20 protein-coding genes are annotated in these 26,302 nt (G+C 56.1%); 13 read left to right on the top strand and 7 right to left on the bottom strand.

All coding sequences use genetic code 11. The features are described 5' to 3' along the window. The first annotated feature begins 90 nt into the window (after positions 1-90). From F6Y09_RS14945 to F6Y09_RS14925, 5 genes are all read left to right on the top strand, one after another. Positions 91-726, top strand: a complete 636-nt coding sequence (locus F6Y09_RS14945) for a TetR/AcrR family transcriptional regulator (protein WP_152207728.1) — start codon at positions 91-93, stop codon at positions 724-726. Positions 727-931: 205 nt separating this feature from the next. Next, positions 932-3,544, top strand: a complete 2,613-nt coding sequence (locus F6Y09_RS14940) for a S8 family serine peptidase (protein ID WP_179959430.1) — start codon at positions 932-934, stop codon at positions 3,542-3,544. Positions 3,545-3,724: 180 nt separating this feature from the next. Further along, complete coding sequence (locus tag F6Y09_RS14935) at positions 3,725-4,243, top strand: protease complex subunit PrcB family protein (RefSeq protein ID WP_152207726.1); 519 nt, start codon at positions 3,725-3,727, stop codon at positions 4,241-4,243. A 101-nt stretch (positions 4,244-4,344) separates the two neighbouring features. Then, entirely contained in the window at positions 4,345-6,240 is a 1,896-nt protein-coding gene (parE, locus tag F6Y09_RS14930) for a DNA topoisomerase IV subunit B (RefSeq protein WP_152207725.1), read from the top strand. A gap of 127 nt (positions 6,241-6,367) precedes the next feature. Further along, on the top strand, positions 6,368-8,143 hold the full coding sequence (locus F6Y09_RS14925) for an SLC13 family permease (RefSeq protein ID WP_152207724.1): 1,776 nt from the start codon (positions 6,368-6,370) through the stop codon (positions 8,141-8,143). A gap of 13 nt (positions 8,144-8,156) precedes the next feature. Here F6Y09_RS14925 and F6Y09_RS14920 read toward each other — a convergent pair whose 3' ends face one another. Then, positions 8,157-9,425 carry an EAL domain-containing protein gene (locus F6Y09_RS14920; RefSeq protein WP_246180548.1) on the bottom strand — a complete coding sequence of 423 codons (1,269 nt, stop codon included), beginning with the start codon at positions 9,423-9,425 and terminating at the stop codon, positions 8,157-8,159. Positions 9,426-9,975: 550 nt separating this feature from the next. Here F6Y09_RS14920 and F6Y09_RS14915 point away from each other — a divergent pair. Continuing rightward, positions 9,976-10,521 (top strand): cytochrome b, encoded by a 546-nt coding sequence (locus F6Y09_RS14915; protein WP_152207723.1) that lies wholly within the window; start codon positions 9,976-9,978, stop codon positions 10,519-10,521. An 88-nt stretch (positions 10,522-10,609) separates the two neighbouring features. After that, a complete protein-coding gene (locus F6Y09_RS14910) occupies positions 10,610-11,191 on the top strand; it encodes a YceI family protein (protein ID WP_152207896.1) in 582 nt (193 codons plus the stop codon). A gap of 87 nt (positions 11,192-11,278) precedes the next feature. On the opposite strand, the gene F6Y09_RS14905 is transcribed toward F6Y09_RS14910, so the two are convergent. Further along, entirely contained in the window at positions 11,279-11,524 is a 246-nt protein-coding gene (locus F6Y09_RS14905) for a hypothetical protein (protein WP_152207722.1), read from the bottom strand. Between the two features lie 233 nt (positions 11,525-11,757). Here F6Y09_RS14905 and parC point away from each other — a divergent pair, with 233 nt between their 5' ends. Next, the gene (gene parC, locus F6Y09_RS14900) at positions 11,758-14,055 is read left to right on the top strand and encodes a DNA topoisomerase IV subunit A (RefSeq protein WP_152207721.1); all 2,298 of its coding nucleotides are present in this window, start codon (positions 11,758-11,760) and stop codon (positions 14,053-14,055) included. After that, positions 14,048-15,256, top strand: coding sequence for a phosphoserine phosphatase SerB (gene serB / locus F6Y09_RS14895; protein WP_152207720.1), 1,209 nt, complete (start codon positions 14,048-14,050; stop codon positions 15,254-15,256). Before parC ends, serB begins: the two co-directional genes overlap by 8 nt. Here serB and F6Y09_RS14890 read toward each other — a convergent pair. From F6Y09_RS14890 to epmB, 3 genes are all read right to left on the bottom strand, one after another. After that, a complete protein-coding gene (locus F6Y09_RS14890; RefSeq protein ID WP_152207895.1) occupies positions 15,250-17,334 on the bottom strand; it encodes an EAL domain-containing response regulator in 2,085 nt (694 codons plus the stop codon). The genes serB and F6Y09_RS14890 overlap by 7 nt on opposite strands. A 225-nt stretch (positions 17,335-17,559) precedes the next feature. Then, positions 17,560-19,371 (bottom strand): GTPase, encoded by a 1,812-nt coding sequence (locus F6Y09_RS14885; protein ID WP_152207719.1) that lies wholly within the window; start codon positions 19,369-19,371, stop codon positions 17,560-17,562. 179 nt (positions 19,372-19,550) lie between these two features. Further along, positions 19,551-20,603, bottom strand: a complete 1,053-nt coding sequence (gene epmB / locus F6Y09_RS14880; RefSeq protein WP_152207718.1) for an EF-P beta-lysylation protein EpmB — start codon at positions 20,601-20,603, stop codon at positions 19,551-19,553. 45 nt (positions 20,604-20,648) lie between these two features. On the opposite strand from epmB, the gene efp reads away from it, so the two are divergent. Next, a complete protein-coding gene (gene efp / locus F6Y09_RS14875) occupies positions 20,649-21,221 on the top strand; it encodes an elongation factor P (protein ID WP_152207717.1) in 573 nt (190 codons plus the stop codon). A 4-nt stretch (positions 21,222-21,225) separates the two neighbouring features. Next, positions 21,226-22,209 (top strand): EF-P lysine aminoacylase EpmA, encoded by a 984-nt coding sequence (gene epmA / locus F6Y09_RS14870; protein ID WP_152207716.1) that lies wholly within the window; start codon positions 21,226-21,228, stop codon positions 22,207-22,209. A gap of 72 nt (positions 22,210-22,281) precedes the next feature. On the opposite strand, the gene asd is transcribed toward epmA, so the two are convergent. After that, entirely contained in the window at positions 22,282-23,139 is an 858-nt protein-coding gene (gene asd / locus F6Y09_RS14865) for an archaetidylserine decarboxylase (protein ID WP_152207715.1), read from the bottom strand. 173 nt (positions 23,140-23,312) lie between these two features. Here asd and motA point away from each other — a divergent pair, with 173 nt between their 5' ends. Together motA and motB are read left to right on the top strand one after the other, a co-directional pair. Next, entirely contained in the window at positions 23,313-24,164 is an 852-nt protein-coding gene (gene motA, locus F6Y09_RS14860) for a flagellar motor stator protein MotA (RefSeq protein ID WP_152207714.1), read from the top strand. A 26-nt stretch (positions 24,165-24,190) separates the two neighbouring features. After that, complete coding sequence (motB, locus tag F6Y09_RS14855; RefSeq protein ID WP_152207713.1) at positions 24,191-25,150, top strand: flagellar motor protein MotB; 960 nt, start codon at positions 24,191-24,193, stop codon at positions 25,148-25,150. Positions 25,151-25,192: 42 nt separating this feature from the next. On the opposite strand, the gene rsgA is transcribed toward motB, so the two are convergent. After that, the gene (gene rsgA, locus F6Y09_RS14850) at positions 25,193-26,251 is read right to left on the bottom strand and encodes a small ribosomal subunit biogenesis GTPase RsgA (protein WP_152207712.1); all 1,059 of its coding nucleotides are present in this window, start codon (positions 26,249-26,251) and stop codon (positions 25,193-25,195) included. Positions 26,252-26,302: the final 51 nt, after the last annotated feature.

The following is a 26,302-nucleotide window of genomic DNA, read 5'->3' as shown; positions in this document are numbered from 1 at the left end:
ACAATACCAAGCAAGCGCTTGGTTTGTAAAGCACTCTGGAAAGAGTAATATGAAATCAGCCTGTTAAATTCACCCGACCCGGACACCTGCGTGATTGAACCCGTGACCCAGAACAAGAATGAAAACCCGATCCTGAGAGCCCTGGTAGCTGAAAATCTCGTGTCAGACCCCGCCGGAGCGCGAGGCCGTCTGCTGAAAGAAGCCGCACGCCTGTTCAGGGAGAAAGGCTATGAGCGCACCACGGTGCGAGATCTGGCGGCGGCGGTGGGTATTCAGTCCGGTAGCCTGTTTCATCACTTCCGCACCAAGGAAGAAATTCTCAAGGCGGTGATGGTAGAAACCATCCGGCTCAATACCGCTATCATGCAGCAGGCAATGGAAGCCGCGGATACCGACAGAGACAAATTGCGGGCACTGATCCTTTGTGAGCTGGAGTCCATCACAGGCCAGACCGGCGAAGCCATGGCGGTACTGGTCTATGAATGGCGCAGCCTCTCACCGGCCGCCCAGGCCGGGGTGCTGGTGTTGCGGGATATTTATGAACGGCTGTGGCTCGATGTGCTGGAAGCCCTGGCGGAACAGGGCGTGGTAAAAGCCGAGCCTTTTATAATGCGGCGCATGCTGACCGGCGCGCTGAGCTGGACCGTTACCTGGTACCGACCCGATGGGGGCATGACATTGGCCGACCTTACCGACCAGGTGATCGCCATGCTCAGGCTTGACTAGAGTTTGTTGCAATAGGTGGAAGCTTCAGGCCGGGTATCGAGCCGTCTTTCCATAAGGGGGCTTTTTGCATCTAACGGATTGAGATGAGCGTATTTGCGTAAGCAGTCAGTCGCTGCCATCGATTGGTAAGGTATGCTGGCTACAATCTCGGTAGGCAACTTTGTGGGGCAGTGCTTCGATGGGAATTTCGGCTCAATTTTTGTTTTTGACATCACTGAGTGTGGGTTTGCTGGCCGGTTGTGGTTCGTCGGATGACTCGTCCTCCGAGCCGTTTCCTTCGAACGTGGCTTTAGCCGGAATTATCAATATTGAAGCCAATACCCGTGTCGATCTGGACACCGGTGAGAATCTTGCGTTTGGACAAGAACCCCTGTCCGTCCCTCAGGAACTGCCTGCGAACTTTGTTCTGGCAGGCTATGTCAGTGACGGTGAAGGGCTTTACCCCCCGATTGATGGGCTGCAGGCGTCAAGTTACGTAACGGACCCGATTGACGACTTCAGGCTTCCCTTAAAGGCTGGCGAGACGCTGGTTTTGCAGACCTTTGCGACCCGAGCGGCAGATAGCGACCCTGGCTCGCCGGTAACCTTCGCTATATTTACCCTTGAAGGAGATCTTCTCTCGGAAGCGAGGACCGATCCGGGAGCGGGGGCGACAGAGGTCCGTGTAACCCTGCCCAATGACCGTGCTGACGGCGACTATCGGGTGGTGATTGAAGCCCGGGGAGAAGTTCCCGTGCGCTATGTGATGACCTCGCCGGCAAACATTATGGCGGTGGGCCAGAGTTTCGAGTGGCCAGACCATGACTTCATGCCGGGCGAGGCCATTGTCGCCATGGCGCCCGGGAAGGGGGACGTTAGCGCAGCTCTGTCCGCCACCGGTGCCACCATGAGCCGGGCGCTCGGTGGCAATGTCTGGCTTGCAAAGGCGCCATCAACCGTGATGCAGCAGCAAGCGTCTCGGCAATCCACCGTGCGCTGGGTCGAATCATTGCGTAAATCGCCGGGAGTTTCTTCAGCGATACCTAATTACGTTATGTCCAGTCAGGCTCCGACTGCCGAGCCATTGTTCCCACGGCAGTGGCATTACAGTCTGATCGACACGCCTACAGCCTGGCAGCTCGTGGCTGATGGCGGTGAAGGCGTGACAGTTGCCGTGCTGGATACCGGTTTGTTCAGACAGTCAGCCACGAGCTGGCATTCCGATCTCAATGCCAATGTCTTAACAAGCGATTTGCTTGTAGGCTCGGACTTTGTTGATGGAGATAATGTTCCAGCCGATCCGGGGAACTCTGTCGGTAACAGTGTTTACCACGGCACCCATGTCGCAGGCACGGTGGCCGCAGTGGTCAATAGCTCCGGCGGCACGGGTTTGGCGTTTGGTAGCAGCCTCCTGCCTGTGCGAGTGCTTGGAGAGGGCGGGTCCGGATCCTCGGCCGATTTACTGGATGCGATTCGTTGGGTAGGCGGACTGGATAATGGGGGCGAACCAAAAGCTGATATTGCAAATATGAGCCTGGGCGGTTTGCCATTTATTCAGCCAATGCAGGATGCGATTACCGCTGCGTCTGATAATGGCGTCATTTTTGTCGCTGCGGCCGGTAACTCGAACACGTCGGTGCCCAGCTATCCTGCCGCTTTCGACAAGGTATTTTCAGTCAGTGCTGTGGACGGTGCCGGCGATCGAGCGTCCTACTCCAATTTTGGCGGTTGGATCGATCTGGCGGCCCCCGGCGGGGATGCCACACGGGACGCTAACAGTGATGGCGTGGCAGATCTGGTGCTGAGCGCCAGCGCGGCCTTTATTGATGGGGGGTTAGATCCAGTCTATATCGGGTTGCAGGGCACCTCCATGGCTGCACCGCACTTTTCGGGCGTGCTGGCGCTGATGAAAGGTGTCAAGGCTGATCTGAACTACGAAGTTGTAGCGCCGTGGCTGGCAACCGGCGCACTGACCGACTCAACAAGTGCGAGCCGAACCGACGATCTGGGCTTTGGTGTGCTGGACGCGGGCAAAGCCTTGTTCACCGCGATCAGTGATCCGGCATTGACCATTTTGTCCTCATCACCGTCCCTGGTCAGTCTCAACTCCGAGACTCAACTGTCTGAAACGGTCACACTCACCGTTCTGGGTGACCAGACGCAATTAGTAGACATAACGTCAATAAACTCAGAACAGGTCTGGCTCAGCGTCAGTAGCGAGGCCACTGTTGCTGGTGATGACACCTTTACTTTTGAGGTTGAGTTGATCCCCGAGGAGTTGAAGCCGGGCGTCGCTCAGCAAGGCATGATTACGGTCACCTACGAATCGGATATGACCAGAACCGTGGATATCCCGGTAGCAGGTCAGCGGATAACCGATCAGCAAGCCCGGAACGCCGGTCGTCACTTTGTGCTTCTGGTCGAACCAGAACCCAACGATGAAGGGCTATATGAAGGCGTCGCCATTTCCACTGTCACGGTGGAGGACGGCCAGTATCGTTTTACCTTTTTACATGCAGACGGAACGGAGCCCAGGCCTGTCGATCAGGTACCTGCCGGAAAATATTTACTGGTTGCGGGGTCCGATTTTGACAATGACAATCTGATTTGCCAGGCCGGAGAGGCGTGTGCAGAGTACCCTATTTCCGGGTTAAGGCAGGAAATTCTGATTACTTCTGATGAGACGCTTTCCGGCGTCGAGATAACAACCAGCTACAGTCGACCAACCATTACATCGTCGTCTCCGACTCATTTGCCGAGGCCCGGTTTTGAAGGGTACAGGCTGAGGCTGAAAGATCAGAACCGGACAGTGTTCGACAGCATCCAGAAAGCTCGATGATTGCAGGCCTGAAAAAATTGTCATTGGCAACGAGCCCATCAGCGGTGTAAAACTCACCACCAGCTTCCGGTGGCCTACCATTGCATCCATGGGGCTGCCGCGTTATGGCTTTGAGGGTTGCCGGCTAATGACCGGGTCCTCTGATAAATTGACCCCGGTCCGTCAACTGGAATTCGCCCCATGAAGATGTTGTTGCCCGTCATGTTATCCACCCTCCTGATCCTGGCAGGCTGCGCTGGCAAGAACGGAAATCCAGACCAGAGTGTGGGAACCGGCAAGGATGTCGAGACCAGGCAACAGGCTCCCCTGGCAAGACAAATCACGGCTTCCGATTATTGCGGACTGACCGCGCCCGGCCTGGTCTATCTGGACAGTCTGCAAGCCTTGCAAGCGTTCCGGTCCCTGAACGGGCAAATGCTCAGCCTCGATTCTGCGGCCAGCCTCGACTTTCAGCGTGAGCACCTGCTGGTTGTGGCCATGGGCCGCAAAAACACCGGTGGTTTTGGTCTGACTCTGGCAGACGCGGAGATGGAGGGCTCTACTCTGGCGGTAACTGCCCGTGTGCGAACTCCGGCCCCGGGTTCCATGGTCACCCAGGCCCTGACCACACCCTGCGTAGTGCTGGCGGTGAAAGCTGATGACTGGAACAGGGTGGTGGTGCGCGGAGACGGCCTCACCAACATGACCCGCACCCGGTAGCCTGCGCCCCAACGGCACAAATCAACCGTTGATCTTTCGCTCCGAATCCCTAAGCTATGGGCCTGTTCTTGCGACATTCGCCCGGGAGTCCGTGTACCTCTATGAGTCAAAAACAATATAACGCCGATGCCATTGAAGTCCTGACTGGTCTGGACCCGGTGCGCAAGCGCCCGGGTATGTATACCGATACCAGCCGCCCGAACCATCTGGCTCAGGAAGTGATCGACAACAGCGTGGATGAAGCGCTGGCAGGACACGCCCGGCGTATTGATGTGATTCTGCACAGCGATGGCTCACTGAGCGTTGAGGATGACGGCCGCGGCATGCCGGTTGATATGCATAAAGAAGAGGGTGTATCAGGGGTCGAACTCATCATGACGCGCCTGCACGCGGGCGGTAAGTTTTCCCAGGGCAATTACAGTTTCTCCGGCGGCTTGCACGGGGTGGGTGTATCGGTGGTAAACGCACTTTCAACCGAGCTGGAAGTGACCATCAAGCGTGACGGCCAGCTTCACCGCATGACCTTCGCCAACGGTGACAAGCTGACCGACCTGGAAGTGATCGATACCGTTGGCAAGCGCAACACCGGCACACGAATCCGGTTTCGCCCCGACATCCGCTATTTTGACAGCCCCAAGTTTTCCATTACCCGTCTGCGTCATAACCTGCGTGCCAAAGCGGTTCTGTGTCCCGGCCTGGAGGTCACCTTCTTGCAGGAGCAGACCGGTGAGAAAGATGAATGGTGCTATGAAGAGGGCCTGCGGGATTACCTGAAAACCGCCCTGGCAGATATCGAGGTGGTGCCGCTTGAGCCTTTCACCGGCGAGTTTTCCGGCAACAGTGAACAGGTGCACTGGGCGATCCAGTGGCTGCCGGAGGGTGGCGAAGCGGTGCTCGAAAGTTACGTCAATCTGATACCGACAGCCCAGGGCGGCACTCATGTCAACGGGCTGCGTTCCGGCTTGTTGGAGGCGATGCGGGAATTTTGCGAGTTTCGTAACCTGATGCCCAGAGGCGTCAAATTGTCACCGGAAGACATCTGGGACCGTTGCAGCTATGTGCTGTCCTTCAAAATGCAGGACCCGCAGTTCTCCGGCCAGACCAAAGAACGGTTGTCCTCCCGGGAAGCCGCCGCGTTTGTTTCCGGAGTCGTCAAAGACGCTTTCAGTCTGTGGCTGAATCAGCACACCGACGTGGCAGAAGTGCTGGCAGATTTTTTCATCAACAACGCCCAGCGCCGGTTGCGGGCCAGCAAAAAAGTCGCCCGTAAGAAGATTACCTCCGGCCCGGCCTTACCCGGCAAGCTGGCGGACTGTTCCGGATCCGACACTAACCGCTCCGAGCTATTTCTGGTTGAGGGCGACTCCGCCGGTGGGTCTGCCAAACAGGCCCGGGACCGTGAGTTCCAGGCGGTGATGCCGTTGAGGGGTAAGATTCTCAACACCTGGGAAGTGGATTCCAGTGAGATCCTGGCCTCCCAGGAAGTGCACGATATCGCGGTCGCCATCGGGGTGGACCCTGCCACGGAGACCTTTGAGGGCCTGCGTTACAACAAGATCTGTATCCTCGCTGATGCCGATTCCGACGGCCTGCACATTGCAACCTTGCTTTGCGCTCTCTTTGTTAAGCATTTCCGGCCGCTGGTTAAGGCTGGCCATGTGTTTGTTGCGATGCCACCGCTGTATCGCGTGGATCTTGGCAAGGAAACCTTCTACGCCCTCGATGAGCACGAGAAGCAGGGCATTATGGACCGGCTGGCCGCGGAGAATCGCAAGGGCAAAATCTCCGTTACGCGCTTCAAGGGCCTCGGTGAAATGAATCCGCTGCAGCTTCGGGAAACTACCATGGCACCGGATACCCGTCGCCTCGTCATGCTGACGCTGGAAGACGGCGACGAAACCGATGAGCGTATGGACATGTTGCTGGGCAAGAAGCGGGCGTCGGATCGGCGGATCTGGCTGGAAGAGTATGGCAATATGGCGGATGTGGCGGGCTGACCCGGGTGAGAGAGAGGTTGTACCGTCGCTTTATTATGCGTTTGAAGCCTATCAACAGCACTCTTTATTCTTTCTTCATCTTCCTGAAGTTCGCTAATCTGCACCCCTTTAGCCGCGGGTAACTGGAATGGAATGGCAGGGGTGGTTTTCGCTGGGCCTGGCGGGTGCAGCGCTCCTATTAATGAGTCTCGGACGCTTTGGTCCCCATCTGGTGATGATGGGCGTGCTGATCGTGCTCAGTGCTACCGGTATTCTCGATGCTACTCAAGCCTTGGCCGGTTTCAGCAACAGCGGTCTCATAACGGTGGTGGCGATGTTTGTGGTGGCGGCCGGCATCCACCATTCTGGTGGGGTCGATCTGCTTGTCCAGCATGTACTGCGCTCGCCTCGCACAGTCCGGGGCGCTCAGGCCCGTATTGCTTTCCCGGTAGCCCTGCTGAGTGGTTTTCTGAATAACACCCCTGTGGTTGCCACCATGATTCCTGCCATTCACGCCTGGTCCCGGAAGATTGGCATAGCACCGTCCAAATTGATGATACCGCTGAGTTACTCCGCCATCCTGGGTGGCACGATCACGCTGATCGGCACCAGCACCAACCTGGTGGTGAACGGTCAGTATCGGGATCTGACCGGAGAGGAGGGTTTTTCAATCTTCTCCATTACTGCCGTCGGTTTGCCGGTGGCGATCATTGGCCTGATTGCCATGTTGGTTTTCTTGCCACGTCTGTTGCCGGACCGGAAAGACCAGCAAAAGTTCGGGGCGATGCGGGAGTTTACCCTGGAAGTGGCGGTGGCGCTGGATGGTCCGCTGGTAGGTAAAACCGTCGGTGAAGCGGGCCTGCGGGAGCTCGAGCGACTTTATCTGGTTGAGATTGAACGGGATGGCAGCGTCGTTACGGCGGTGCCCTCGGAAGAGCGCCTTCGGGGTGGGGACCGCCTGGTATTTGCGGGGGACACCCAGGCAATATCCGACCTGTTACGGATCAATGGCATCGTGCCTTCGGTGCACGATGACGAGCCCAGCCTGAGCAAGGACCGGGCCGAGCGTCGGTTGGTGGAGGCAGCGTTGTCTCCGCAGTCGGATGTATTGGGACTGACTATTCGGGACGCCCGGTTCCGGGACCGCTACGGTGCCGTTGTACTGGCGGTAGCCCGGGGCGGAGAGCGGGTCTCCGGTAATCTGGGTAATATCCGGCTAAAGCCCGGCGATGTGTTGCTGCTGGAAGCCCGCCCGGCATTTGTCAGCCGCCAGCGTTATGCCAAGGATTTCCTGCTGATCAATGATCTGGAAACCGAAACCCCGCGCCACGATCGCGCCTACCTGTCCTGGGCCATTCTGCTATTGCTGGTCGGTGCCGCCGCCGCCGGCCTGCTCAGCATGCTCAATGCCGCCCTGATGGGTGCGGCCTTGATGATTATGACCGGGTGCTGCTCGGTGGGTCAGGCCCAGAAAGCGGTCGATGTGCCGGTCATATTGACCATAGCCGCCTCGTTTGCCCTGGGTGCGGCCCTGGAAGTTACCGGCGCAGCCAGCTATGCGGCGGAGTCGATCCTCGCGGTGAGCAGCGGTCATCTGTTGTTTACCCTGTTGCTGGTCTACATCTCGGTTTCAGTGCTGACCGAAATCGTGACCAATAATGCAGCGGCTGTGATGGTGTTGCCGGTGGTGCTTTCTATGACTTCGGTCCTGAAGGTTCCCGCCGAGCCTTTTGTTATTGCCGTGATGATGGCGGCGTCCGCCAGCTTTGCGACCCCGTTGGGCTACCAGACCAATATGATGGTTTTTGGTCCGGGTGGTTACCGGTTTATGGATTTTGTCCGGGTGGGTATACCGATGAACCTGTTTATCGGAGTGGTGACGGTGACGATTATTTCGCAGGTTTACGACATTCCGTTAAATTGAAGCCAGGCGGACATCAGGGGGCCAGTATGTCGCAACACAGCACCTTGAGGCTGCCGTTGTGGCAATACGCCAGTGACAGGGTAACGCACATATGGGCCCCCGCGAGTGAAAGGTAGGGGCGGGTGACCTGTATGCGGTCTGGTTGCGCCAGCGCGCGTTTCAGGTAGTGCTGCCGGTACCAGTCTGCGCTCAGAGTGTTCTCCAGGGGCAGGAATCGGGGGTCCAGGTTGCTTGCGGTGGTCGGCGCGATCAAGGTGTTATCAATCTGGACGCCGTTGGCATCAATAAGATAGCACCGTGACACCGTATGGTGGCCCAGCAGATCCCCGCAGCTGGCCTCCAGCCTGGCTCCGAGGCGTAACCGGTCAACGGCCGACTGAAAGTAGCCACTGAAAAAGTCACTGATTTGCCGGGTGGGATCCAGTTGTACCCGATTCCTGCTCTTGTAATCCGTCAGTAATCTTTCAAGATCACTGATTTCCCGGTGTATGCCGTCAAAGTCAAGTGTTGGCTTGCAGAAATAGAAGCCCTGGACAAAATCCACACCGGCATCAAAGGCGATCATGGCCTGATCGTGGGTTTCGACGCCTTCCAGCAGCACCAGACAACCCGATTGATGAAGCAAAGAGGTAATGCCGTTAAGAATTTGACGCGCCTTTTTGTCATCCGTTGCGCGCGTTAGCAGTGTCCGGTCGAGCTTGACAATGTCCGGTGACAGATTCCAGATGCGTTCAAAATTGGAATGGCCGGCGCCAAAATCATCAATGGCCGTCAGGCATCCCAGGGATCGATAATAGGCGACCGTTTCCCGAAGTTGCTGTGAGTCATCCGTGGGCTGCTCAACAATCTCTACCACAATGCGGTGGGGTGGCATACCGGTACGCTCAAGTAATCGCCCGAAAAACGAGTCGGAATGTCTGCCGTTTGCCACTACCTTGGGCGAGACATTTAGGAACAGCCAGTTCACCTGATCGCTGAAAGATGAATAATTCTGAACGTGAAGGTAGCGGCACAAACGGTCCAGCAGGACGTTTTCTGGCTCACTGTCAGGTAACTGGAACAGGTGCAGCGGCAGGACACTTGCGTTATCGGTATCAAAGGCCCGGATCAGGGCTTCATAGCCGACGACGCGTTTGTGGGCAATGCTGAAAATGGGCTGTAAAGCGGTCCGAAGAAGGAGTCCCTGAAAGTTGGCACTCCAGCCATAATCGTGCTGATTGAGCATCGGGCCGATAAGATCGAGTTCCGGGTCGGCCAGTTGGTACGGCACGTATTTCGACATATCTCATCACTGGAGTCGTGGAAAGGTGTCGTCAGAAAGTCCCTGCCGGGTGCAGACATTCAACCTGTTTAAGGTCCGGACAGTGGGTTGCTGGATGTCTTGCCGCCGAACGAATAGCTAGGAAGAATGCCAAATTTTCAGGTAAGTTACCAGCAGGTAATATGTAAAGGATTGTAAGAGGGGCAGAACAACGCGTTTAACAGACCTGTTAGTGAAAACAAGTCTGTCAGTGCGATTCTGTTTTCAGAGCGGCCGGACGAGCTGCAAAGCGGCCAGACTAATCAGTTGTTGCTGGGAACAACGACGTTTTCGTCGAATTCAACTTCCATTTCACTCTCCTTGGATCTTAAAGGCTTCAGCCTTGAATATGTGTTTAGACTACCTTCTTGCTGGTATTTCTCAATCCGTAAAACCCGTATTCGACAAAAGTCCAGCATCAGTTTTTCTGATCATGGCGGCCAAAACATTTCGATTGGCTTTTGAGGGGCGGATTCTTACACTCGAATTGCTGATGTATTAATGGCGTTCACATAACGGAGCCTTACAACTCATGCAGGTACGCAACTCGCCCACTCGCTTCGGCGTCATCAGCATAGCTTTGCACTGGATAATCGCCATCGCTGTGTTCGGACTTTTCGGGCTGGGTTATTACATGGTCGATCTGACCTATTACGATCAGTGGTATCGCTCCGCGCCCCATATCCACAAGAGTGTTGGCCTGCTGTTGCTCGGGACGGTGATACTCCGTCTGATCTGGCGATTGGCAAATGCCCCGCCGGCGCCCCTCAGCAATCATCAGCGTTGGGAGGTGGTGGCTGCGCAGGGTGTTCACGGTCTGCTTTACCTGTTGTTAATTGTTGCGATGGTCAGTGGTTACCTTATCTCCACGCTGGATGGCTCCTCCATCGACGTTTTCAACTGGTTTTCTGTGCCATCCGTCACCGGCCCGATGCGTTTTCTCGAAGAGATCGCAGGCATGGTTCATTACTGGGCGACCTGGGCACTGGTCGTTTTGGCAGGGCTGCACGGTCTGGCTGCAGTGAAGCACCACGTGATTGATAAAGACAACACGCTGCGCCGGATGCTGGGATTTTAACCGCAGGTAAATGCCGGTCGGGCCTGCTATTTGATTCGTACAACTTTCAAACCCGGTCTGTAAAGGCCAACAAAGGAGATGACCTATGATGAAAAAGCAATTGCTCGCCTCAGCCATATCAGTTGCAATGATTGCGGGTGTGCACGCGTCTGAGCACAGCGGCACCTATGCATTCGACAAAAAAGATGCGCACCAATTTATTACTTTCAAGATTTCACACCTCGGCTACAGCTGGCTCTACGGCCGTTTCAACGATTTTGACGGAGAGTTTTTTTACGATGCTGAAAATCCTGAAAACAGCACAGTCAATGTAACGATTAAGACCGCAAGCGTGGACTCCAATCATGGCGAGCGCGACAAGCATTTACGCAGTGAAGACTTCCTGTTTGTGGATGATTACCCGCAGGCCACCTTTAAAAGCACCAGCGTAAAACTGGATGACGAAGACGAAGCAGAGATTACCGGCGATTTCACTCTCCGGGGAGTTACCAAGGAAATCACTCTGGACGTTGAGATGCTCGGCCACGGTGATGACCCCTGGGGCGGCTATCGTATGGGCTTTGAAGCTGAAACCGAACTGAAACTGGCGGACTTTGGAATTCCGACCAATTTGGGCAAGGCGTCTGAAACCGTCGAGATTATCATGTCAGTCGAAGGTATTCGCCAGTAACGTCACTTTGATACCGGAGCCGGCCGGGCTATTGCACCCGGAACCGGCCAGCCGGGTTATTGAGTTGTTATACGCAGGGGAGGGAAGCTATAACGGTTTGGAATGTTCTACAGTTGCGCGCTGTTGGTCGCAGCGGCAGAGTTTGAGCTGACGATAGAACTGCGCGCTGAAGATAACCAGCCAGATCAGCATGCCTGCCCAAAGATAAAGCCCGGTAAGTTGGAGTGTGCCACTGATCGCGAATTCAACCAGAAACATCAGTGCCAGCGCCAGGGTGGCATTGATCAGGGCCGTTAACATTGCCTGCTGACAAGCCTTGAAGGTCATTCTCATCGTAAACGCTCGAGTGGAAAATGGACGGTAGCTGAACAGTAGTGTTATTACCTGTTACCGAGAATACGGGGTGTGCTTCAGCCCCTCCATTCGTGAATTCCGCTATTTAAACCTGATCCGGGCTGAAGGGTGCAACAGATTGGTGTCCGACGCCCGTGCTCCATATAATGTCCCCCCAGATGTGCTGCCCATGGGTAGCTAACGGAATTCACCACAGTTAACAAGAGGCCTCCATGCCAGAGTTTCAGACTACGGATGAAGGGTTTGAACGGGTTGCGCTGAAGGAATATACCGAGAAGGCGTACCTTGATTACTCCATGTACGTCATCCTCGACCGGGCCCTGCCCAATGTGGGAGACGGTCTGAAACCGGTCCAGCGGCGCATTATCTACGCCATGTCGGAGCTGGGTCTCAAATCGACGTCAAAATACAAGAAATCTGCCCGGACTGTTGGTGACGTGCTGGGTAAGTTTCATCCTCATGGGGATAGTGCCTGCTACGAAGCCATGGTGCTGATGGCGCAGCCGTTTTCCTACCGTTACCCGCTCGTGGACGGCCAAGGCAACTGGGGTTCGCCGGATGATCCCAAATCCTTCGCGGCGATGCGATACACCGAATCCCGGTTGGCTCGGTTCGCGGATGCACTGCTCAGTGAACTCGGGCAGGGCACGGTAGACTGGGTGCCCAACTTTGATGGCACCATGGACGAGCCCTCGACGTTGCCGGCGCGGCTGCCCCATGTGCTGCTGAACGGCACCACGGGTATTGCGGTGGGCATGGCGACGGACATCCCGCCCCATAACGTGCGGGAGGTGACAGCCGCCTGTATTCGCCTGCTGGAAGCGCCGCAGACCACCACTGAGCAACTCTGCGAACACATCAAAGGGCCGGATTTTCCCACTTACGCTGAAATTATCACGCCCCGGAAGGATTTGCTCCAGATGTATGAAACCGGCCGCGGCTCGCTTCGTATGCGCGCCCGCTGGATCAATGAGGGGGGCGATATCGTGGTGACCGATTTGCCTCACCAGGTTTCCGGTAACCGGGTGCTGGAGCAGATTGCTCACCAGATGCAAATCAAGAAGCTGCCAATGGTGGCGGATTTGCGCGATGAGTCTGACCATGAAAACCCGACCCGGCTGGTGATCATTCCACGCTCCAACCGGGTGGACCTCGAGGGGCTGATGACGCACCTTTTTGCGAGCACGGACCTCGAGAAAACCTACCGCGTCAATATCAATGTTATCGGCAACGACGGCCGCCCGGCAGTCAAAAACCTGCGCACTATCCTCACCGAGTGGCTGAGTTATCGCCGTGTGACGGTCACCCGTCGGCTACAGTACCGGCTCGATAAGGTGTTGGCCCGCCTGCATCTGCTTGAAGGCCTGCTGATAGCCTATTTGAACATCGACGAAGTGATTGAGATTATCCGCACCGAAGACAAACCAAAGGCGGAGTTGATGACCCGGTTCGGGTTGTCACCGGACCAGGCAGAAGCCATTCTCGAATTGAAGTTGCGTCACCTGGCAAAACTGGAAGAAATGAAAATCCGGGGTGAGCAGGACGAGTTGGCTGCTGAGCGGGACGAGTTACAGTCGATTCTGGGCTCTGACAAGCGCCTCACCGCATTGATCAGGCAAGAGCTTGAAGACGATGCGGAAACTTACGGAGACGACCGGCGTTCGCCCATCGTCGAGCGTGGAGAGGCGAAGGCATTCAGCGAGCTGGACCTGATCTCCAATGACCCGGTGACCGTGGTGCTCTCGGAAAAAGGCTGGGTGCGCGCTGCCAAAGGTCATGATATTGAGCCCGGGGGGCTCAGCTTCAAGTCCGGTGACAAGTTTGCGATGTCGGCCCGTGGCCGCACCAATCAGCAGGCGATCTTTCTGGATTCCACCGGGCGCGCCTACTCCATGATGGCCCACACGCTGCCGTCGGCCCGGGGGCAGGGTGAGCCGCTGACGGGCCGGATCAACCCCCAGCCGGGAGCCACCTTCGCAGGGCTGCTGATCGGGAATCCGTCTGAAAAAGTCCTGCTGGTCACTGACGGAGGTTATGGTTTTGTGACGTCGCTGGAGGAAATGATCAGCAAGAACCGCAACGGCAAAGCGCTGGTAAACGTGCCGAAAGGCGCGCGGGTTATGCCACCTCTCGTTGTGCCCAAGGGTGAGGAAGTGCTTTATCTGGTTGCCATTTCCAATGAGGGCCGGATGCTGGTGTTCCCGCTCAGTGAGTTACCGGAACTGGCGAAAGGCAAGGGCAACAAGATCATCAGCATTCCGTCTGCCCGGGTTCAGAGCCGTGAAGAGTATGTGGTGGCAGTTGCGATATTTGCCCAGACCGACCAGCTTCAGATTCTGGCGGGCAAGCGCAAGATGAATCTCCAGTTCAATGATCTGGAGCATTATCTGGGTGAGCGTGGTCGGCGTGGCCACAAACTGCCCCGAGGGCTGCAACGTGTAGACGGGGTCGAAGTGGTCAGATCAGCGGCCTCACTGGCGGCGGACGAGGAGCAGGACAACGGTGAGTGAACTGGTACTGATTAATGTGTCAGGCCGGGACCAACCGGGGCTGACGTCGGAGATTACCGGCATCATGGGGCGCTACGACGTCCGGATTCTCGATATCGGCCAGGCGGTGATCCACGACCACCTGACCTGGGGCATTCTGGCGGAAATTCCGGATGAGTCAAAGGCTTCGTCTGTTATCCGTGAGCTGCTGTTCCGGCTCCACGCCCTGGACCTTCAGGTCCGCTTTGCGCCCATCACGGAAAGCGAATACCAGCAGTGGGCGGCGGGCCGAAATCGCGCCTGTTACATCGTGACGCTGCTGTCCCGTGACATCAAAGCCGAGCAGATTGCGCGGGTGTCAGCCATTACTGCGCGCCACGGTCTCAACATCGACAACATCACCCGGCTTTCCGCCCGGCCTTCCCTGAACCCCACGGATAACCGGATTGCCTGCATTGAGTTCTCGGTGCGGGGGACGCCGTCGGACCCCGAGCAGTTGCGGTCCGATTTTCTCCATATTGCCGGCGAAATGAATGTGGATATTGCCTTCCAGGAGGATTCCATTTTCCGCCGCAACCGGCGCCTGGTGGTGTTCGATATGGACTCCACGCTGATTGAGGCGGAAGTGATCGACGAACTGGCCCGGGAAGCGGGAGTAGGAGATCAGGTGGCGGCAATAACCGAACGGGCGATGATGGGTGAGCTGGATTTCAGCCAAAGTTTTGCGGAGCGTCTGGCGTTGTTGAAGGGGCTGGATGAGTCGGTGCTCGAAGGTATCGCGCAACGCCTTAAACTGACGGAAGGTGCGGAGCATTTGCTCAAGAGTCTGAAATCACTGGGTTATCGTACGGCCATCCTGTCCGGAGGGTTTACTTATTTCGCCAGGCACCTGCAGCAGAAGTTGGGTATCGATTACATTTACGCCAATGAGCTGGAAATTGAGAACGGCAAGGTCACCGGTCGGGTATCGGGCCGTATTGTCGATGGCCAGCGCAAGGCAGAATTATTGTTGGAAATTGCGGCCCGGGAAAACGTATCCCGGGAGCAGGTGATTGCCGTGGGCGATGGCGCCAATGACCTGCCAATGCTCAGTCAGGCCGGGTTGGGGGTGGCGTTTCGAGCCAAGCCTGTGGTCAAGGAGTCCGCCCGGCATTCAATTTCAACGCTCGGGCTGGACGCAATTTTGTACCTGATCGGATTTCGGGAAAGTGAGACTCACTGATCCCCGAAGTCGTAGTTCATTTCCGGCGCCGGTGCCTGCAGGTAGTACCCCTGGATGTAGTTGACGCCGGCTTGCCAGAGCGTTGCCAGCACGGCGGCGTTTTCCACCAACGGGATAATGGTAAGCTTCCCGGTGCTTTGGAGTGACTTGACCATTGCCTTGATTTCTTCTTTGGCGCTTTCGGTTTTCTGAATCTCTTCAGTGAACGAACCGTCGATTTTCACGTAATCCACATCAATGTGCTTGAGCGTGTTGAATGGATTCAGGGCGCAGCCAAACTGGCAAATGGACACCTTGCAATGCAGTTCATGAAGTGAGCGTGAGAACTCCTTGGCCTGCTTCATGTAACTGTTGGCATCGCCTTCGCGAAGCTGGAAGATCAGTGCGTCACCGGGCAGCCGGGCAGATTTCAGTGCAACGCTGAGCCATGAGGTGAACGTTTTGTCCTGGATGGTCTCACCGGTCACATTCAGGAACAGCCGGGAGTCATGATCTTTGGAGCGATGGTTGGCGAGTTGTTTGATGGTCTGGAGGATAACCCAGCGATCAATCTTGCAGGCCATGTCAGACGGTCCCGCTGGTGGCAGGAAGTCATAGGGTGAGATTTCCTCGTTGTCCCTGTCCAGCATGCGCACCAGAGCCTCATAATGTTCCTCGCCTTCGCCCCGCAGGTTAATGATGGGCTGGAACAGGAGCCGGAAGCGGTCTTCATCGAGCGCTTTCTGGATGGCTTCTATGGAGTTGCCTTCATCGAGGGATTCAAACTGGCCAGGGTTATAGATCAACACCCCGTTCCCACGCTCGTGGCCCTCGAGCTTCCGGACCTCCGCCGATGCAGTATGGGCGCGGCCCATGAGGTCAGGGGCTTTGGGCGAGTTCTCGGTAATGGCGGCGACCCCGATGCTCACAGTGATCTGCACCGTGCGTTCGCTGATATCAAAGAGGTGGTCTTCGATTTTTTTACAGATCGTTTCGCAGAGGTCTGCCAGGCGCTTCTCATCGCAAGGCTGGGCCAGAATGGCAAAGGCGTCATCGCTCATCCGTGCGAGAATCATCTGGTCGTTAACTTGCGCCTTGAGCATAGTTGCGAGATCACCGAGAACCAGGTCCGCGCCGGCGATGCCAACCTGGCTTTTCATCGTCATGAAGTCATCCAGCGCGATGTAGGCGAGGGCGCCGTTTTCTTGCTTGTCGCCCGCCACGATGATGGCTTTGCCCAGGGCATCCATCAGGTGCTGACGGTTATAAAGGCCGGTAAGCAAATCCTGACTGCTGATTTTGCGCAGCTTTTCTTCCAGCTCCGCATCGTTCTGCTCGGGTTGAATAACGATCTGGGTGCAGGGCTCGCCGTCATAGGTTGCCGATGACGCCGTCATGACGATGTTCATCTGATGGTCGTCGCTGCGTTTGGCAACACTTGCCAGAGTGGCGCCATCTTTTGGAACTTCCGCGAAGGCTTTCATGAATTCTTTATAGGGCCCCTGGCTTTCCGTAGCGAGGGTATCGAGCAGCGGAATGCAGATGAGCTCATCGATGTCATCGTAACCAAGGAAGTCCATGTAGGACTGGTTGGCATAGATATGCATGCCGTCATTTATGTAAGCGATGGCATCTTTGGAGCTTTCGAGCAACAACTGGCAGCGTTGTTCAGCCTCGCGCAAGTGAGACTCCAGCGCGCGGCGCTGGCGTCGCTCATCCAGCGCTGCGAGCTCCCGTTTCGCAGTCAGTACGACAAGGTCGGAATATTCGAAAGGCACGGTATCCTGAGCGCCGGCACGGATAAACGAGACAGTACGGTCGCGGTCGAATTCCTGAGTCATCAGGATAAACGGGATATCCTTGTCCAGTCGCCGGATCAGGGCAAGGGCATCCTCAGGCTTGAACTCCTGTTCCACATCTCGGGCAAGCAAAATATCCCAGTTGCTGGCCTTGATGGTCTCTTCGAGGTCCTCTTCAGAGGTTATCCGGTGGGCGCGGGTTGCCCTGCCCGAGTTTCTGAGGAGGCTGACCAGGGTTTCCGCATCATTCTGGGAGGGGTCGAGTATCAGCAGGTGGACGGTGGCGTTTTTTTTCTGCATTCCTGAAGTATCTCTCGCAATACGCTGTTCGTTATTGTGGCGGTGACAGTTAACTCTGTCATCGGGCATTCACCATGCTCTTCACATTGAATGGATGATGCAGCGGATGTTAGCCAATAACAACCCTTGGCATCACAGCCCGGGACTGTCGTCTGAATCGGAGTCGTAATTGATGGTGAGGAGGCAGACTGAAGTGGGAGCGTCCTTGCTCTCGAAATCCGTTAGCTACAGTGACGGCCAGAGTGAATCGAACTCGTCTTCACAGGCGGTGCCCGAGGCAGCCTCAGCAACAATGTTGTCACGTTCGCCACTGTTTTGAAGCTTGAGTTCAAACTGACTGACGCTGCCGGTCGCGGAGACCCTCCGTGATAGCTGGCCCTGATCCTCTCTGCCATCGTGCAGGAGGACAATGCGGCTTCCGCTCTGGAACGGCAGCCTCGGCGTGATCAGGGTGGCAGCCTGTTTGACGGCGCCGATTTCCGGCAACAAGAGCCCCCTGAGAAACTCGCTGCTATTGCCAACTTTCTGGATCAGCCGAACGCCGCAGGGTGAGGCGCTTGGTGCTAACAGTTCAACACCCACCTGGGTGCCCTGATTGCGGATCTGACGAATCCAGCGCACCACCGCAACACTCCAGGGATGAGAGCGTTGCTCCCGGACACCCAGAATCTCACCTGCTTGCAGTGCCGGAGGTACGTCCGCTTCCCAGCCCACGCAGTAACCGCCTGGACTGGTGTTGATAAGCAGGGTTTGATAGGACCGCGGCCGGTTTTTCTCGGGTACTCCCGTCTCGGCGGGACCGCCGCTACCCCGGAAAGTGATGGGTGTATCTGCTGAGATTCGCACGTCATCTGGTCCGGCATCATGGGCGCCAGCCCACGCATCGTTTCGCTGTCGTGCTCCGCTGAGGAATACGTTGTTATCGTCTTCGGGTGCCGTGTTATTGCCGGACACAAACCGGTTGAACGTCCTCTCTCCCGCAATAAAATAATGCGCCGCGGTTAATCCGACGCAGACCTCAAGCCTGCCTTGACTGGTTATGCGATTGAAATTGCGTTTGGTGAGGATGCCCAGCGCCTGGCTGAGATGAGCAAGCAAGGTGTCACTGACGGCAGCAGGCAGCGGGATTCCTGTTTTGGTGTCTGGTTGTCCTCGGTCTGTCCGGGCGTGCAGGTACTCTGAAATGCGTTGAGCAAGTTCGGTGGTGTCAAAGCCAAAGCAGTCTCCGTTGGACTCCTGTTGCCGCAGGCTTCGGTAGATCGGGGCGGAGTCCCGCTCCATATTGATAACGAACAGCGCAGGGTCCTGGAGGTCCGGTCTGCATACGACCAGGTCGGTCCAGGCTTCGAATAGCTCATAAGCCCGCATCAGCTCGTTTTGCCGCAGCTGGTTGGGCCGGGCGCAACCGAGCAGCAGAATTCTGTTGTAGGCGTCGCTGACCGTGCTGCTTTTGCGATAGAGCAGCGTGTCATCCTCAACAACGATGTTGAGGAGCTTGTTACGGTAAGCAAAGCGGTATATCCGGTGGCACTCTAGCCAGCTTTTCGCCGGGCTGGGACAATAAAGTTGGTGAGCCCGAACGATGGTTGCCCCCAGATCCGACAAGGCCCGGTGGCAGCAGATGCCGATCAGTTTACGGTTTTTCTCTGCCGGGCCGGCATCGAGTAGTTCCAGAAGGCAGGCCTTATAGCCATTCGCCAGGTGCAGTCGCAGAGCCTGGGACAGATTAGCGATTTTCCGTTGTTTTTCGGGCAGGGCAATTGCGAGTCCGAGATAATGGCGGGAAAGTTCGTTACAGACGAAGTGAATTTTCGGGCGAATCAGCTCAAGTAGCTGCAAACGCTGTGGGGGCGCCAGAAACAACTGGTTGAGTTCGATAATGGCATGGTAAAGCTGACGTGAAACCTCACCGATATTTGCCATGGGCAAACGCCCAATCCAGGCTCCGAAACCTCTAGGGGTAGTTTCGCAGAATGAAAGGCTTGCGATTTTCTGTTCCGTTACGGTCAGGTCGGGTTTCAGGGTCTTACCTTCCATTCATGATTTCGCCGTGATTACAGATCTTTAGGAAGCACCTGGATCGAACTCTAAAATTGAACTCTAAAATAGCAAAGTGCGAACAAAAAGTCAGAACTCTACGAATTGACAAGCTTTCACAAAGGTTGTGGTTTTAGCCTCGAGTACATGGATAGTGCATGGATAATGCGTGGGTGGAGTCAGCGCTCGTCATCAATATACAGATCCAATGGTGTTTTTGATGCCTTGCCAGGCAACTCTCTCACGAGTCGAGGTACCAGAAATCCCGGCAGCCGATCCAGCAAACTGCGCATCAGGTTGCGAGCGTCGTTGTCACTGACCTCAAAATGATGAGCGCCTTCCACCGGGTCAAAGGCGTGCAGATAATAAGGCAGTACACCTGCCTCAAACAATGTCTCACTCAGTTGGACAAGTGTGTCCGCATGATCATTGACGCCCCTGAGAATGACGCTCTGGTTGAGCAGCGTCGCCCCGGTGGATTTGAGTCGTGCGATCGCTTCTTCAACGGGTCGGTCAATTTCGTTAGGGTGATTAATGTGAAGCACGATGACTTTTTGCAATCGACTACGTGATAGCCATTCCAGCAGTGCGTTATTGACACGCTGGGGAATAACGACAGGTAAGCGGGTGTGTATGCGTAAACGTTTCAGGTGGGGAATGCTGACGAGTGCATCGGCCCAGCGGGACAGGAGGCGGTCATTGGCCACCAGTGGGTCCCCGCCGCTGAAAATGACTTCATTTACTTCTGGCGAATTGTGCAGTAACTCAATCGCCTGAGCCCGCTCCTCGGGCGACAACCGGTGGTCCTCATAAGGAAAGTGTCGGCGAAAACAGTAACGACAGTTAATGGCGCATTGGCCAGTGATCATCAGCAGCGCACGGCTGCGGTATTTCTGGATCAATCCCGGGCTTGGTGTGGCTGCTTTTTCGGCCAGTGGATCACGAACGAAGCCTGCTACCAACTCACCTTCGGCAGCCAGTGGTAAGACCTGGCGCAGCAAGGGATCCTGCGCGTTACCGTACTCGATGCGGTCAAGATAAGGTTGCGGGACGCGGATCGGGAACAACCGGTGGCCGGTGGATGCACCGGCAAGCCATTTGCCAGGGTCAAGGCCAAGACTTTCAAGGAGTGCCTCGGGAGTGGTGGTAGAGTCACTCAAAAGCTGCTGCCAGCTTTGTTGGCCTATATCGACAGGGTGGGCTTCTACCAGAGCAGGGGTTCGCTGTATCATAGCGGGCTTTCAACTCTCAACAGCGCAATTTCAGGTGATATTTTCATGGCTTCATATTCTACCAATGAATTCCGCAGTGGTCTCAAGGTTTTGCTGGAGGGAGATCCATGCATCATTCTTGAGAACGAGCTCGTAAAACCGGGCAAAGGTCAGGCTTTTAACCGGGTAAAGCTTCGAAACCTGACCACCAACCGTCAGTGGGAGCGTACGTTCAAATCCGGGGATTCCCTGGAAGCCGCTGATGTTATCGACCAGGAAATGGAGTATCTATATACCGACGGCGAGTTCTGGCATTTCATGCTCACTGACGGCTCCTTCGAGCAATACGCCGCAGATGCAAAGGCAGTAAGCGATGTACTCAAGTGGCTGAAAGAGCAGGACGTGTACGTTGTTACTCTTTATAACGGCGCACCTCTATCTGTAACGCCGCCGAATTTCGTTGAGCTCGAAGTCGTGGATACCGACCCCGGGATGAAAGGCGACACCGCTCAGGGTGGCACCAAGCCGGCCACGCTGTCTACCGGCGCTGTCGTTAACGTACCTCTTTTTATCACTATCGGTGAAGTGCTCAAGGTAGACACCCGCAGCGGTGCCTACGTAAACCGCGTCAAAAGCTGAACCGGTGTCCAGCACCCCGGATAACAGCTGGAAGCCAACCGCTTCGCTGGCTGCGCTTGAAAGTCGCGCCCGGCAGTCAAGCTACGTGCGCGACTTTTTCGCCGCCAGAAACGTGCTGGAAGTTGAAACCCCCGCACTGGCGAGCCACGGTGCGAATGACCTCAATATCGACAGTCTGAGGGTGGATCTTGCGCCGTTGCCGCAAGTTGATACCTTGAAAGGCTGGCTCCAGAGTTCTCCCGAATACCACATGAAGCGGTTACTCGCGGCAGGAGCAGGGCCGATTTATCAAATGGCCCGCGCGTTCCGCAACGGCGAGCGTGGTGTCCGACATAACCCCGAATTTTCGTTGCTCGAGTGGTACCGTCCCGGCTTTGATGACCTTGACCTGATGGCAGAGGTGGCGGCGCTGGTGTGTGGCTGGCTTGAATTGCCAATGCCGGAACGTCTGACCTACCGGGAAGCATTCCGCCGGTACTCTGGAGTTGATGCTTTCACGGCAAGCGATTCTGCCCTGGCGCAAAAGTGCGAGCGCTGGGTTGGGACCGAACTGGCGGCGAGGCTGAGTCGGGACGAGTGCCTTGATCTTTTGCTGAGTCATGAAATAGAACCCGCATTGCGCCAACTGCCACCGACCTTCCTGTGCCATTACCCGGCCAGCCAGGCTGCACTGGCGAAAACTTCAGTCAGTGAAGATGTGACCGTTGCCCACCGGTTCGAGCTCTACGTCGAGGGGCTGGAACTTTGCAACGGGTATTGGGAGCTGACCGATGCCACCGAGCAGCGTCGACGGTTCGAGCTGGATAACCAGAGTCGACAAGCTGCGGGTAAGCCCGATATGGGAATTGACGAGCGGCTGTTAGCGGCGATGGAGTCAGGCCTGCCGGCATGCGCCGGAGTAGCATTGGGTCTCGACCGCCTGTTGATGCTGAAGCTGGGCACCCGCGACATAGCGGAGGTGCTCAGCTTTCCTGTTGAGCGGGCTTGAGAGCTCTGCAGAGCTCTGGAGAGTGCTTGGGACTAATTGAGAATGCCTATTGCGGGTGCCTATTGAGAGTGCTTAAGTTTTGGTGGCAACGCCGAAGTACTGTCCCATCCTGACGCCTGCAGCCGCACCCAGCTCTTCATCCCATTTTGCAATGCCTTCAGGCAAAATCATTATCACGGTTGAGCCAAGACGGAAGCGGCCCATTTCCTCGCCTTTTTCAAATGTTATCGGCGCTTCACTGCCATCGTAGCGCACCGTCTTGATGCCGCCGGGCGCCACCACGCCTGCCCAGGTGGTTTCTACACTGCCAACAATCATCGCACCAACCAATACCAGGGCCATGGGGCCGAACTCGGTGTCAAAAATGGCCGCGACCCGCTCGTTACGGGCAAACAGGTTTGGCACGTTCTCAGCGGTAACAGGGTTTACCGAGAAGAGCTTGCCCGGCACATACACCATCTCACGGAGCTTGCCTGCCAGAGGCATATGAATGCGGTGATAGTCTTTCGGGGCCAGGTAGATGGTCGCGAACTGCCCATCGATAAAATCCTTCGCACGCTCGCTGTCGCCTCCGAGCAGCTCGACCAGGCTGAAGTGCTGGCCCTTGGCCTGGAACACGCGGTCGTTGTTGATCTGGCCAAGCTGGCTGACCACTCCGTCCACGGGGCTGACAATGACTGAATCGCCGGGGGCAACCGGTCGGAGGCCGGGTTTGAGGGCTCTGGTAAAGAACGCGTTGAAACTGGGGTAGCGTGTCGGGTCGGATTCGACTGCTTCATTCATGTTTACGCCATAGCGGTCGATAAACCATTTTATGACACGGTCTTTCAGTGCAGGCTGGTGCTCGTTGTCGGCCAGTTTTCCAGCTATGCGTGAAATGGCCAGCTGTGGGGCCAGGTACTGGCTGAAAATGAAAAGCTTGTCCAGCATCGGTACATCCTTTGGGTGAAGTCGAATTGTTGGCAGCGGAGTTTAGCAAATTGCGACGGACGCGGAGAAATCGTTTATCTCTTTCGCTGTCAGAGCGATCGCTTGCTATGATTCCTTGGCGCATCGCCCACAGGGCGATCTCTCTCCACTTATCCGGGGCTCAGAAACTATTCATGGCACTGATTATTGGCGTTATTGTGGTATTTGCCAGTGTGCTTGGCGGTTACGTACTGCACGGTGGTAACTTGGCGGTCTTGTGGCAGCCAACAGAAATTCTCATTATTTTCGGCGCAGCGTTGGGGGCATTTGTCATTGCCAACCCGATGCATATCATCAAGGAAGTGGGTGGCGGCGTACTCAGACTGCTGACCGGATCGCCCCACAACAAAGCATTTTATATGGACCTGCTGAGCCTGATGTACGACATGTTCGACAAGTCCCGAAAGCAGGGTGTGATGTCCATAGAAGAGGACATCGACAACCCGGAGTCCAGCCAGATTTTCTCTCGTTACCCGGCCATCATCAAATCTCACGAGCTGCTTGCCTTTATTACCGACTATATGCGGATCATCAGTGCCGGCAACATGGCGCCCCATGAGCTCGAAGGCCTGATGGACAGCGAAATTGACAGCCGCGAGCACGAGCTTAAAGAGCCGGCCCACGCTGTGAACAAGGTGGCAGATGCACTACCCGGCCTGGGGATCGTGGCGGCGGTGCTGGGTATTGTGATTACCATGAATTTTATGTCGGAGGGACCGGAACGAATCGGACTGAGTGTGGCGGCGGCGTTAGTCGGGACTTTTTTGGGAATATTTATGGGTTACGGGTTTGTGGGACCGATGTCCAACGCCCTCGAGCACCACGCCAAATACGAACTCAAATCCTATGAATGTGCCAAGGCCGCGATTGTAGCCACTGTCTCCGGCCAGGCTCCGCAAATGGCGATCGAGTTCGGACGTAAGGCATTGCCTTCCGAGAAAAGGCCATCGTTTCAGCAGTTGAACGACCATGTTCGTTCGAAGTAATTCTTTAACCGGCCGCAGGTGAAGGTTTGGAAGACCGACCGATAATCATCAAGAGAGTTAAAAAGGTAGCTGCTGGCCACCACGGTGGCTCCTGGAAAGTGGCCTTTGCAGACTTTGCTACGGCAATGATGGCTTTTTTCCTGGTGCTGTGGCTGACCTCGACCGCCTCACCGGAGCAATTGAAAGCAGTGGAAGGCTACTTTCGCGACCCGGTCGGGTTTACCGAGGGCGGGGTGCCCAACCCTGTTGATCTTGGCGGCAGTGCCTCGGTGGTCGAGTCGAGCAGCGCCGACATAGCTGACAACGAGATCCGCATTGAAGATGAAAGGATAGAGCAGCTTGCTGATACTCTTGAGCAACGTCAGATGGAAGACCTGTTCCAGGATTTGCAGGATCAAATCGAGCAAAGTGAAACCTTGCAGGAATTCAAAGATCAGCTGTTGATCGATATCACCGATGAAGGCCTGCGCATTCAGATTGTGGATCGCTCTCAGCGCCCGATGTTTGACAGTGGTCGCGCCCAGCTCAAGTACTACTCCCAGGACATCCTTTTCGAGCTGGCAAAGCCTTTGAGCGCAGTGGCCAACAAGCTCAGTATCACCGGTCATACTGACGCCACACCGTTTGTTGGTCGTCCGGGGTATACCAACTGGGAGCTGTCAGCGGATAGAGCCAATACGGCGCGGCGTGCCCTGGTTGCAGGGGGTGTGGGTGGCGGACAGATTGCCCGGGTGGTTGGGCTGGGTGATTCTGTCTTGTTCGATATCGAGGACCCGAATGCTCCGGTAAACCGACGTATTTCAATCATCGTGCTTAACAAAAAATCGGCGGACAGTATCCAGCAGAATGCGAGCCGCAGTGGCGAGCCGCTTATTGATTTGACGGCGCCGCCGCCAGAAGACGAGGCGGCAGCGCGGGCGCAGCTCGAGAGTGGGGAAGTGATCGAAAATACGCCGGATACTGATCCTGACGAGGTCAACTGGTAACCGCCCGACAGCCCGGTCCGGCGTCCTCGCCAGGTTAACGGATCAGAGCGTAAGGCCCCGGGCCTGCTGCTCAGTCATATCAGCCAGAATGCGCCGAAAACTGTGCATGCGAGCCTGGCTGATGCGGCCATCCTCGGCGGCTGCCACGATGGCGCAGCCAGGCTCGCCGAGGTGACGGCAATTGCGGAATTTACACTCGCCAATCAACGGCCGAATTTCCCGAAACCCGTACTCTATTTCCTGTGGATTCATGTGCCAGAGTCCGAATTCCCGAATCCCCGGCGAGTCGATCAGGTTGCCCCCGCAGGCAAGGTGAAACAATTTGGCGGTGGTCGTTGTATGCGTACCTTTGCCCGTGCTTTCAGACAGAGCACCAACACGAATGGCAATGTCCGGCATCAGAGTCTGGATGATGGAGGATTTGCCAACCCCGGATTGCCCCACGAATACACAGGTTTTCGCCTTCACCAATGCCTCTATTTCTTCGGCGTGGCGTTGGCTGTCATCATCGGCACGGGCGGATGTCCTGACCACCGGGTAACCCAGGGTCTCATAGCGGCTTAGCAATTCGTCAATAGCTGCGGCATTCTCTTCGTTGATCAGATCACTTTTATTCAGCAGCAGGATAACGGGAATACCGGTGCTTTCGGCGGCCACCAGGTAACGGTCGATCAGGTTGTCATGGGGCTCCGGCTCGGGGGCAATGACCAGAATGATATGATCGATATTGGCAGCAACGGGCTTGAGCTGGCCAAAATTGTCGGGCCGTTGGAGCAAGGAGTGGCGTTCGGAGCGGGCCACGATGATGCCGGTCTCCTCCGAGCCCGGGCGCCAGATAACCCGGTCACCGGTGACCAGGGAATCGATGTTGGCGCGCATATGGCAGCGTACGACCCGGCCTTTGCGCTCACCCTCCAGCGCTTCCACGTCCAGCTGCTGGCCATAGTGAGCAATCAGCAGGCCAGCCTGCTCATCGCCCAGCTCGCTGGCATCCAATTGCTGGTCTATCTGGCGCTCTTTGCGCTCCGCCCGGACCGACCGCTCAGCCTGAATTTTCTGGATTCGCCATTGTTGTTGCTTGTTGAGACGGCGTTTACTCATGGCAGGTCATCATTGTGTCAAATCATCCATTGTGGGCCACAGTCTGATGTA

Source organism: Marinobacter changyiensis (assembly GCF_009193265.1).
Lineage (GTDB): Bacteria > Pseudomonadota > Gammaproteobacteria > Pseudomonadales > Oleiphilaceae > Marinobacter > Marinobacter changyiensis.
This window is presented reverse-complemented; position numbering and strand designations above follow the sequence as displayed.

Coding starts and splice junctions, on each gene's coding strand:
- F6Y09_RS14935 (WP_152207726.1), top strand. CDS start 3,725: ATGAAGATGTTGTTGCCCGTCATGTTATCCACCCTCCTGATCCTGGCA.
- parE (WP_152207725.1), top strand. CDS start 4,345: ATGAGTCAAAAACAATATAACGCCGATGCCATTGAAGTCCTGACTGGT.
- F6Y09_RS14925 (WP_152207724.1), top strand. CDS start 6,368: ATGGAATGGCAGGGGTGGTTTTCGCTGGGCCTGGCGGGTGCAGCGCTC.
- F6Y09_RS14920 (WP_246180548.1), bottom strand. CDS start 9,425: ATGTCGAAATACGTGCCGTACCAACTGGCCGACCCGGAACTCGATCTT.
- F6Y09_RS14915 (WP_152207723.1), top strand. CDS start 9,976: ATGCAGGTACGCAACTCGCCCACTCGCTTCGGCGTCATCAGCATAGCT.
- F6Y09_RS14910 (WP_152207896.1), top strand. CDS start 10,610: ATGAAAAAGCAATTGCTCGCCTCAGCCATATCAGTTGCAATGATTGCG.
- F6Y09_RS14905 (WP_152207722.1), bottom strand. CDS start 11,524: ATGAGAATGACCTTCAAGGCTTGTCAGCAGGCAATGTTAACGGCCCTG.
- parC (WP_152207721.1), top strand. CDS start 11,758: ATGCCAGAGTTTCAGACTACGGATGAAGGGTTTGAACGGGTTGCGCTG.
- F6Y09_RS14890 (WP_152207895.1), bottom strand. CDS start 17,334: ATGCAGAAAAAAAACGCCACCGTCCACCTGCTGATACTCGACCCCTCC.
- F6Y09_RS14885 (WP_152207719.1), bottom strand. CDS start 19,371: ATGGAAGGTAAGACCCTGAAACCCGACCTGACCGTAACGGAACAGAAA.
- epmB (WP_152207718.1), bottom strand. CDS start 20,603: ATGATACAGCGAACCCCTGCTCTGGTAGAAGCCCACCCTGTCGATATA.
- efp (WP_152207717.1), top strand. CDS start 20,649: ATGGCTTCATATTCTACCAATGAATTCCGCAGTGGTCTCAAGGTTTTG.
- asd (WP_152207715.1), bottom strand. CDS start 23,139: ATGCTGGACAAGCTTTTCATTTTCAGCCAGTACCTGGCCCCACAGCTG.
- motA (WP_152207714.1), top strand. CDS start 23,313: ATGGCACTGATTATTGGCGTTATTGTGGTATTTGCCAGTGTGCTTGGC.
- rsgA (WP_152207712.1), bottom strand. CDS start 26,251: ATGAGTAAACGCCGTCTCAACAAGCAACAACAATGGCGAATCCAGAAA.